Origin of the sequence: uncultured Thiocystis sp., assembly GCF_903866365.1 — a bacterium.
Classification (GTDB): domain Bacteria; phylum Pseudomonadota; class Gammaproteobacteria; order Chromatiales; family Chromatiaceae; genus Chromatium.
On the sequence record NZ_CAIPNF010000410.1, the window covers coordinates 22,364 to 28,705 of the forward strand.

The window sequence follows — 6,342 nt, forward strand, 5'->3', positions numbered from 1 at the left end:
CGGTGTCGATCGGCTGGACTCGGTGTTGTCCAGATTCCGGTTCAGTCCGCGGCGAGACACGGATCTCCTGCCCGCGTGGCATGTTTCGCCGCGTCGCCAGGATCATGCGCGCTCCCTTAACGGGGCGTCAAAGACTATCAAAAGGAACGCCCATTCATGAACACTTATTTAGCCCCCGCGGAGGATGTCCAGGTGGACTCTCCGCCGCGGATCATGGGGATTCTGAACCTTACCCCGGACAGCTTCTCGGACGGCGGCCGGTATTCGGACCCGGATGCCGCGGTGGCTCAGGGCCTGTCCATGCTCGAACAGGGCGCGGATCTCATCGATGTGGGCGGCGAATCGACCCGCCCTGGCGCGCGGCCGGTTCCCGCGGCCGAACAGGAACGGCGTGTCCTCGACGTGATCCGGCGCTTGCATGAGCGGATGCCTGCCGCCGTGCCCATCAGTATCGACACCGCCTCGGCCCAGGTCGCCCGTGCCGCGCTCGCGGCGGGGGCAAGCTGGATCAACGATACCTCGGCCGGATGCGACGACCCTCGGATGCTGCCGTTGGCGGCGGAATCCGGCGCGCCGATCGTGCTGATGCATCGTCAGGGCCGGCCGCGAGACATGCAGGACAGTCCGAGCTACGTGGATGTCGTGCGCGAGGTTCGCGAGGTTCTCGCGGCCCGCGCGGATGCCGCGCTGGCCTCGGGAATTCGCGAGGACAGAATCCTGCTCGATCCAGGGATCGGATTCGGCAAACGGCTGGAAGACAACCTTGCGTTGCTGGCGGGACTGCCGGAATTGGTCGCGCTGGGATTCCCGATCCTGCTCGGAACCAGTCGAAAACGTTTCATGGCCACCCTCTGCGGCGGGCTCGATCCCTCGGCCCTGATGCCCGCGACCTGTGCCACCACCGCCATTGGCGTCATGGCCGGCGTTCAGGTGTTTCGTGTCCATGACGTGGCCGGGAACCGTCAGGCCGCCGATCTTGCCTGGGCAATCCGCCATGCGGTCTGACGTGCCATGGAAGCGCAGACTGCGAGCCGTTGCGAAAGGGGCGATGGCCCTTGTCGCGAGCGTCCTGTTGCTGTCGATGGCGGCGGTACTCCTGCTGCGTTGGGTGAATCCGCCAACCTCCGCGGTCATGGTCATACACTCGATCGCCAACCGCTTCCAGTCGGCCAAACCGTCCCCTGTCGTGTATCGCTGGGTCGATTGGGAGCGGATCCCGCCCGCCGTGGCGCTGGCCGCGATTGCCGCCGAGGATCAGCGCTTTCCCGCCCATCATGGCTTCGACCTGGTGGAAATTCGCCGGGCATTGGCGACGTTCCAGGATGGGGGGCGGCTGCGCGGCGCCAGCACCATCACCCAGCAGACGGCCAAAAACCTCTTTCTCTGGTCCGGCCGCGACTATCCGCGCAAGGGGCTGGAGGTTTGGTTCACCATCCTGCTCGAAACCTTCTGGTCAAAGCAGCGGATCCTGGAGGTCTATCTCAACATTGCCCAATTCGGTCCCGAGACCTATGGCGTGGGCGCCGCCAGCGGGCGTTATCTGGGGCGCCATGTTTCGGATCTCGGCTTCCAGGACGCGGCCTTGCTGGCGGCCGTGTTGCCAAACCCGGTGCTCTATCGCCTGGACGCGCCATCCGCGAGCGTCAAACGACGCGCCGCCTGGATTGGGCGCCAGATGCGGCAACTCGGTGGACTTGCGTATCTGAAACGGCTGTAGGCTCTCCTGTCATGAGCCCAGTTGAATGGGGGCGGACGGGAAATCCGGGACCTCGGCGCGTGAAGCCGTTCATGGTTCGACCCTTCGACAAGCTCAGGACTCAGGACTCAGGACTCAGGGCGAACGGAAAATCCTTAACTTAGAAACTGTCCATTTTCTACTTCCCGATTGCTGCCGGACAGTGCCGCTCAAGTCGGGAAACGGTTGATGGACACTTTCTAATAACTCGAAGATCGAGTCTCACCCACGCCCGAACCGACCGAGCCGTGCGGAAACAGTATCTGAGCGGTCTACAAGCCCGTTTCGGCGTCGCGACGGGCTGCTTCGTGCCGCCATCGCCCTCCCGGCGCTCTCAGTGGCCTTGGCGGGCGGTCTGTGGTGGTCTGGCGGACAGTCTCAAACGAAGCGTGTTCGGCCGCTGCCGACCACGGTGACGGCGCCGCTCACTGCGCACGCGAAGGAGATCCTGACCGGCTTGTTGATGGTCGAGGCTATCCAGCCACCGGCTTCCAAGCCACAGCCCTCGCCAATCCCCGCGCGCATCGCCTGGGCCAACCCGATGACGAAAAAAGGCGCGTCTGACGATGGCAAACTCGCCATCACGGCGGTTCAGGAATCTCGGCGCTGGAGATCCACCGTCATCTGGGAGTCTCCTCTGTCACCGCGTGGCGGTTCAAGCACAAACGGCTTCAGGTGATGAAGGAGCGTGACGATCAAACTCGGCTCACCGAACAAGGTTCCGTTTGCCGTGCACGATGCATGACGGGAATTCGGGCATAAAACACCTCATCCGCCGCGATACAGCGCTGCCGTCTTCCGGGCTTGTGCTGCAACAATCCGGCGCAAATCCAGCGGCGCGATGACCTCGACATTGTTCCCCGCCCCAGCAACCAGCGCAGCAACTGCCCGGTCGAGGGCACGCGCGCCCACACCCGTAACTCAAACTCGGACTCTGGCGGCTCGTCTTCCTGACGTTGATCTGCCGCCAGCGGGCAGTAGCGAACCACTTCGGTCAGATAACCGCGCACCCGCAGTTCCAGATCGACGAGGTCGCCCTGTCCGAAGTCCGGCACCACGCGGACGGGGATCTCCGTCAGTGACGTCGCCCGCACCATGCGATGCAGGGCATAGAGACGCAAGGGTTCATCCTCGTCGTTCTTGAGCGCGAACAGATAGGGAATCGGGCCGCGTTGCACCAGCGCCTGCGGATGCAGACGCGCCTCGGTGCGCTCGCCCGAGGGTTTGACATAGACCACCTGCAACGCGCGACGCTGGATCAAGGATTGGATGACGGCGGTCAGCACCCCTTTCTCCAGTTCCGCCGGCTGGAGGCGAAAGGTGTCGGGGACCACGCGCAGGCGCGACTCGTCCAGCCGGGGTTCCTCGGGATTGGTCAATAACTGCTGCCACAGCCGATCCAGTTGACGCCGCGGCACCGCCGTCGCCGCCAGTGCGCGGAGCTGTTCCAAGGTCCAGTGCCAGATCGCCGGATCCTCGTCCGGATCGTCCAGCACCCGTCGATAGCGCAGCGGCTTGCCGCCGGGATTGACCGCCTCGATCCGCCCCGTCTTCACCAGTTCGTCCAGATCCCGTTGCAGGGCGCGGCGCCGGGCGGGTGCGTTGCCGTCGCCATAAACCTCGCCCAGGAGCGCGAGCAATCGCGCGCCGTCCGGACACCGATCCGGCGCGGTATGGGGTAACAACGACCGTTCCAGACGGCTCAGTCGCTCGACGCGATGGGTATGGGTGGCGCTCATGTTTCGAGTGTACGACAGATCCTGACGCAAGACGCTGCTTTAATTCGCCTTGAGCTGCCGCCGAGGGAGCGTTGTTCATGGATCCCGGCGTGACCGCCGGACGTTTCTCAACCGTCGCCACGAGGAGTCGATGATGTCCCGAAAAAACCGAGACCTTTCTTCACGCGAGCTGCTGGCACGGATCGGCTTGAACGACGAGACGCCGGGCAGGCTGCTCGACGACGAACCGCTGGACGATCTGCGGGGCGATCTCGGGGCGGCCCTGCGCGAGCGTTATCGACGGCTCCTGCAGCCGCATCGCGTCAGCCCCGGCGAGCTGGTGACCTGGAAACCAGGTCTGAAGAACAAGCGTTATCCGCGGTATGGCCATCCCGCCGTGGTGATCGAGGTGCTGGAGACACCGCTGCTGGATCGCGAGGACGACGCCGGCAGCACCGATTTCCGCGAGCCGCTGGATCTGGTGCTCGGCCTGATCTGGGACGACGGTCCCAGTCGCGGCGAGTTGGTGACCTTTCATTATGACAGCCGCCGGTTTCAACCCTGGCAGGAGCAGCCATGAGCGCACGACCGCACCGGACCCTGTGGCGATCGGACTTCGCAACCGTGCCGGCCAGCGAGCGCCGCCTGGCGCGACTGACCCTGAACTGGCTCCGCGCCGAACCGCATCTGGCCGAACATCTCGCCGAACGCGAGAACCTCACGGCCTTGTGGTTCCTGATTCGCCCACTGCTCGACCCCGAGGCGAGGGTGCGCTGGCTGGAGGCGCTGGTCGCGACGGGGGACGCGGACGACGCGGAGGCGGAGACCGGCAGTCTGCCGCGCGCGATGGTCCATGAGATGCGCGCGGCGGCGCGACAGCACCGGGATCTCGATACCGATCCGGCCCGGCACGCTGCCGTGCGCGCGGCGCTGCGCGAGTTCTTCAAGACCCTGCCGGACTGGGTCCAGACGCGACTGGCGGCGGTCGATACCGCGCCGACGCCGTCGCCGACCCTGATCCTGCTCGGCACGGCGCTGGAACTGGACGCCACCAGTCTGCGCGTACTCGATTTCCTCGACCTGCGCGACCAGTCCGAGGCGCTGCGGACCCTGCTCGGGCGCACGCGGCGTCATGGGTTGCGGGTCAATCTGGAGCGCTTGGCGGGGCTGCTCGATCTGGAGCCGGGCGCGCTGCGCCGGGCGCTGGCGCGCCGCGCGCCGCTGCGGACCCTGGGACTGATCGAACGCGAGCGGCATCCGTCCGATCTGGAAGACTTCCTCTCGCCCAGCACCCTGCTGCGCGACATGCTGGAGGCCACGCCGGCGGATGTCGATGCCTTGCTGGCGCTGTTGATCGAACCGGCCGCGGCGGGCACCTGGGGGCTGGCGTCCTTCCCGCATCTGGCAGCGGACACTCGACGCTTGCAGGCGGCGTTGCGTCAGGCCGCGACGACCGGGGCCGTGGGCGTCAATGCCTTGTTCTACGGCGCACCCGGCACCGGCAAGACCGAGCTGGCACGGGCGCTTGCCGGGGCCTGCGGGCTGACCGCCTATCAGGTGTGCAGCGACGATGACGACGGCGACGGGCTCTCGCGCGAAGGGCGGTTGTCGGCCTATCTGATCGCGCAACGGCTGCTGGCGCGGCGGCGCGACGTGGTGCTGATCTTCGATGAAGTGGAGGATGTCTTTGACGCGGGCGACAACCTCTTCGCCCTGCTGCGGGGCGACAGCGCGACCGGCAAACAGAAAGGCTGGATGAACCGCATCCTGGAAGAGAACCTGGTACCGGCGATCTGGATCGCCAATTCGACTTCTGGCATGGATCCTGCGTTTTTGCGTCGCTTCCTGTTGCCGGTCGCTTTTGTCACCCCGCCGCGCTCCGTGAGAAGACAGATGGCGGAGCGGCATTTCGGCGCGTACGGACTGCCGCCCGCCTTACTGGATGAACTGGCGGCGGATGCGGCCCTCGCCCCGGCACAGTTGGGCGCGACCCGGCGGTTGCTCGATCTGCAACCCGAGGGGGCAGCGGAAGCGACGGTGCGCGAAGGCGTCGCGGCGCTGCGCACCCTGTTGCATGGCACTCCCGCGCCGCGCCGGCCGGTGCCGGCCACGGTCTTCGATGTCGTTTATTTGAATCTGTCCGGCGGCATCGCCCCGAGCGCCATCGCCCAAGCGCTGCATCGCGAGGGGCGCGGCAGTCTCTGCTTCTACGGTCCGCCCGGCACCGGCAAGACCGCCTTTGCCGAGATCCTGGCCGAGGCGCTGGATCGGGAACTGGTGGCGCGGCAGGCATCGGACCTGATCTCGCCCTATGTCGGGGAGACCGAGCAGAACCTGGCGCGGCTGTTCCGCGAGTGCGACCCGACCCAGACGGTGCTGTTGCTCGATGAGGTCGACAGCTTTCTGAGCGACCGGCGGCAGGCGCAACGCACTTGGGAGCGCACCCAGGTCAACGAGCTGTTGCAACAAATGGAGCGCTACCCCGGCATTTTCATCGCCGCGACCAATCTGATGGAAGGGGTCGACGCGGCGGCGCTGCGACGCTTCGATTTCAAGCTGCATTTTCGGGCGTTGACGGGGCCACAGCGGGTGGCGCTGTTTGCGCGAGAAGCGATGGGGGACGAAACCGCCCCGGTGCCGCCGGCGCTGGCACGGCATCTCGACGGGCTTCAGGGATTGACGCCGGGCGGCTTCCAAGGCCACATTCAACGCCTGTTGCGTCCCGTCGGACGCGCCAATCACCGCCGACAAGCCGCTCAGTTCCAGACACGCACACACCACCCGCACCCCGGCACCACCACGCAGCGTGATGGTGACGTGCGCGGCCAGAGCCCGCCGGTGCAACCACCGCACGCCCTCAGGCGTCGCGAAATCCGTCACCAAGCACGC

5 protein-coding genes and 1 pseudogene are annotated in these 6,342 nt (G+C 66.1%); 5 read left to right on the forward strand and 1 reads right to left on the reverse strand.

Annotation, left to right across the window (positions count from 1 at the left end):
* The first annotated feature begins 156 nt into the window (after positions 1-156).
* From folP to QZY07_RS22680, 3 genes and pseudogenes are all read left to right on the forward strand, one after another.
* Positions 157-1,005, forward strand: a complete 849-nt coding sequence (gene folP, locus QZY07_RS22670; RefSeq protein ID WP_295407849.1) for a dihydropteroate synthase — start codon at positions 157-159, stop codon at positions 1,003-1,005.
* 43 nt (positions 1,006-1,048) lie between these two features.
* On the forward strand, positions 1,049-1,717 hold the full coding sequence (mtgA, locus tag QZY07_RS22675) for a monofunctional biosynthetic peptidoglycan transglycosylase (protein WP_295407852.1): 669 nt from the start codon (positions 1,049-1,051) through the stop codon (positions 1,715-1,717).
* A gap of 609 nt (positions 1,718-2,326) precedes the next feature.
* Positions 2,327-2,431: pseudogene (locus QZY07_RS22680) on the forward strand (IS1595 family transposase); the annotation flags it as partial.
* On the opposite strand, the gene QZY07_RS22685 reads toward QZY07_RS22680, so the two are convergent.
* Positions 2,431-3,474 carry a WYL domain-containing protein gene (locus QZY07_RS22685; RefSeq protein ID WP_295407855.1) on the reverse strand — a complete coding sequence of 348 codons (1,044 nt, stop codon included), beginning with the start codon at positions 3,472-3,474 and terminating at the stop codon, positions 2,431-2,433. The pseudogene QZY07_RS22680 and the gene QZY07_RS22685 sit on opposite strands and share 1 nt — an antisense overlap.
* A gap of 133 nt (positions 3,475-3,607) precedes the next feature.
* On the opposite strand from QZY07_RS22685, the gene QZY07_RS22690 reads away from it, so the two are divergent.
* Together QZY07_RS22690 and QZY07_RS22695 are read left to right on the forward strand one after the other, a co-directional pair.
* A complete protein-coding gene (locus tag QZY07_RS22690; protein ID WP_295407858.1) occupies positions 3,608-4,033 on the forward strand; it encodes a hypothetical protein in 426 nt (141 codons plus the stop codon).
* On the forward strand, positions 4,030-6,342 hold a 2,313-nt coding region (locus QZY07_RS22695; protein WP_295407860.1), incomplete at its 3' end, for an AAA family ATPase. The genes QZY07_RS22690 and QZY07_RS22695, both read left to right, overlap by 4 nt.

Coding starts and splice junctions, on each gene's coding strand:
- folP (WP_295407849.1), top strand. CDS start 157: ATGAACACTTATTTAGCCCCCGCGGAGGATGTCCAGGTGGACTCTCCG.
- mtgA (WP_295407852.1), top strand. CDS start 1,049: ATGGCCCTTGTCGCGAGCGTCCTGTTGCTGTCGATGGCGGCGGTACTC.
- QZY07_RS22685 (WP_295407855.1), bottom strand. CDS start 3,474: ATGAGCGCCACCCATACCCATCGCGTCGAGCGACTGAGCCGTCTGGAA.
- QZY07_RS22690 (WP_295407858.1), top strand. CDS start 3,608: ATGTCCCGAAAAAACCGAGACCTTTCTTCACGCGAGCTGCTGGCACGG.